Genomic DNA, 3,076 nt, shown 5'->3' on the forward strand with positions numbered 1-3,076 from the left:
TCTCGTATTATTGGGATAAAGCGTAGCTTCAGTAACACATACATGAGTCTGATAAAGATCTGAAAGGCTGTCGGAAGTGACGACTTTGTCCGGTGTTCCGCATGCTATAATAAATCCATCCCTCATTAACATGACGCGGCTGCATGCCAGAAAGGCGTGATCGGGAAAATGGGTAGTCATTAATATTGAATAGCCCTGTTCCGATAACCGACTAATAACTTGAAGAATTTTTACCTGATTGCAATAGTCCAGGTTGGCAGTCGGCTCATCCATCACCATAATACGAGCCTGTTGAGCCATAGCCCTGGCAACCAGCACCATCTGCCGCTCTCCTCCACTCATCTTGTTGAATAACTTCGACCTTAGATGAGATATCCCCAGGGTTTCCATTGCTTCCCGGCAAATTTCCCTATCCTTTTGAGTCGGACCGGCGCCCAAGCCCAGATGGGCGATGCGGCCCATGAGAACGATTTCCTCCGCATCATATGGGAATGCCATAGAAGATGCCTGCGGAACATAGGCCAGGTATTTTGCCATTTTGCGGGTTCCAGTTTTTGTGATATCTGTACCGTCAACATAAATATTCCCCGATTTCGGCTTATTGAGCGCTAATAAACAACGCAGAAGAGTGGTCTTGCCGGTTCCGTTTGGGCCCAAAAGACAAAGAACATCGTGCTCATTGAGGGAAAAGGATATATTTTTTATAATTTCATTTTCCCGGCTGTAATAAAATTTTAAATTATCTACTTCCAGCATTAATTCCACCCCCTTTTCATTCTGGTTAATAGCAAAGCGAATACAGGAGTACCGATAAGAGCGGTTAGTACACCGAGCGGTAAGTCCACCCCCTGTACTCCGCGGATGATATTGTCAATACATAGCAGGAAAAAACCGCCCATCAGAAATGAAACTAAAATAATTTTCGAATAACTGGCACCTACCAACATACGTGCGAAATGCGGAATCACTAATCCGATCCAGCCGATAATGCCGCAAATTGCAACCGATGCGACGGTCATTAAGGTAGAACTTGAAACAATGATTATTTTAACCAGGGTAACATTCACACCCAGGGTTTGGGCAACATCTTCTCCAGCGGAAAGTGCGTTGATATGATGCCGGAATAAAAACAGCAGAGCTAGTGAAATAATCAATGCGGGAAGCATTACCATGACATCATCGTTGTCGCCGCGGCTTAGGCTCCCCATCAACCAAAAGGTAATTGCCGGCAGTTCGTTTTCTGTATCTGCAAGGGTTTTGATAATTGATAGCAGCGCTTGGAAAAAACTGCCTACCACAATCCCGCCGAGTATCAGCACTGTGAAGGACCTACCGCCGAAAATTTGAGCAATCGTGAAGGCAATAACGACAGCCAGCAGCCCAAATATAAAGGCGGAGCTCTGTATACCGACCCAGTTTGCCCCATTAATCATAGCCAGAGCGGCTCCAAAACCAGCACCGGCAGATACACCAAGGATATCGGGGGACACCATTGGATTTTTAAAAAGAGTCTGGTAGGAGGCTCCGGATACCGAAAGGGCGCCGCCGATCAGAATGGCGAGCATTATTCTAGGAAACCGCGCCTGCTGAACAACAATTCCCAGGGTGTCGTCCCAATACTGCTGGACCGGAAATACGTGTGAAGCAAAAATGTCAATGATTGTCTTTGCTGAGATATCGTATCTTCCAACCTTAAAAGACAGAAAAAATAGGGTAACAAGTAAAATACACAGGATTAAGACTTTTAGAAGAAACCCGTTTTCGCTTTTAAGGTTTATATTCCAGAGTTTATCAGCTTGAAGCTTTATATTTGTTTTCATCACATCCTTCTAAAAGGCATAAGAGCAAGTTGGGATTACTGGGTGTTAATTAGCGTTATATTATCGCTAATATATCGTATTGTCAAGTACGGTATTCTACAGTTGGCTTTCATACTCTTAACTTGGTACGGTCACAGAAAAACAACGCATAAAATATCAATAAAATCCGGATGCTCCTCAGACGTCACGCATGAATCCTGCCGGTTTAAATCAAACCATATTGCTTAATATTAACGATTGGCTTGACGGAAAAATAAAAATGGAACAGGAGATGCTTGAAAACATTTCAGGGAACTATGCTTGGGGCATTGTGAAATCATGGAATATGTTCAATAATGAACCGGGAGTCGGAAAAGAATACATCTTAGTAAAATTCCGGATCAAAATCCTGGAACTGGAGGAAGAGCCGTATAATATAAACCATGCCCAATTCGATTTGTATTCATCTACTGGCGTCGAGTATACCGATTTCTACTCCGTAGCCGGCAAGGATCCCGATTTGAGCACGAAATTATATGAGGGCGCTGAACACGTAGGCTATACAGCTTTTCTAGTAAACATAGATAACTCGCCGGTTGCTGTTTATGGCCATCGTTGGGGTGAAAACGCTGCTTGGTTTAAATTGCAAGCGAAATAACCTGAGTTTCAACAGGTTGCTGGAGCACGTATTTAACAATTTACGACAAGCTATTTTATGACTGCGATTCGAGAACTGGAAATATATCATTGAGATCGGCAGGGGCTAGGGGCAATCCGCCCCTAGCCCCTGCTACTTTCAGATAACCGAAAAGAAAAAGTTAATGAACGTTTCAATTAGTTCAGTCTATTATGAGCAGCGCTTAGAGCTGGTTTAATTTTAAAAGAGTTTAACCGGTTTTTATAAATCTGTGTGATAATAACGATAAAAGCTTATTGGTTGCCGGGCGATTTTTCCTAGTGAAAAAAGGGTAGTGATGATATAATAAACAACCTAAACGGTAGGTATTTGTTTACTGGTTGTCAGCACAGTGTCCAGCAGGGAATAAAGATAAATTGATGACTTGTTATTTAGCCAGCGTAGCTCAGTTGGTAGAGCAACGGTTTCGTAATCGTGGAATGAAGGTACCAAGTCTTCATTCCACGATTAAAATAGAACCAATGTGCTAATAACCAAAACACCGATTTCAAACGTAAAAGACCAATGTTTCACAAAGCTACCAAAACAGTATTTAAAAAAATTAACACCATATTAACACCATTTTTTGGTATGATTCCTT

3 protein-coding genes are annotated in these 3,076 nt (G+C 42.4%); 1 reads left to right on the forward strand and 2 read right to left on the reverse strand.

Annotated features, from left to right (window positions below; all coding sequences use genetic code 11):
- Together PHX29_07370 and PHX29_07375 are read right to left on the reverse strand one after the other, a co-directional pair.
- Window positions 1-756: ABC transporter ATP-binding protein (locus PHX29_07370; GenBank protein ID MDD5605701.1), on the reverse strand; the 756-nt coding region annotated here is incomplete at its 3' end.
- Window positions 756-1,820, reverse strand: coding sequence for an iron ABC transporter permease (locus PHX29_07375; GenBank protein MDD5605702.1), 1,065 nt, complete (start codon window positions 1,818-1,820; stop codon window positions 756-758). The genes PHX29_07375 and PHX29_07370, both read right to left, overlap by 1 nt.
- A gap of 259 nt (window positions 1,821-2,079) precedes the next feature.
- Between PHX29_07375 and PHX29_07380 the strand changes: the two genes are divergently transcribed.
- Window positions 2,080-2,457 carry a hypothetical protein gene (locus tag PHX29_07380; GenBank protein MDD5605703.1) on the forward strand — a complete coding sequence of 126 codons (378 nt, stop codon included), beginning with the start codon at window positions 2,080-2,082 and terminating at the stop codon, window positions 2,455-2,457.
- Window positions 2,458-3,076 lie beyond the last annotated feature (619 nt).

The sequence above is a fragment of the Dehalococcoidales bacterium genome (genome assembly GCA_028717385.1).
Lineage (GTDB): Bacteria > Chloroflexota > Dehalococcoidia > Dehalococcoidales > CSSed11-197 > CSSed11-197.

Coding starts and splice junctions, on each gene's coding strand:
- PHX29_07375 (MDD5605702.1), bottom strand. CDS start 1,820: ATGAAAACAAATATAAAGCTTCAAGCTGATAAACTCTGGAATATAAAC.
- PHX29_07380 (MDD5605703.1), top strand. CDS start 2,080: ATGGAACAGGAGATGCTTGAAAACATTTCAGGGAACTATGCTTGGGGC.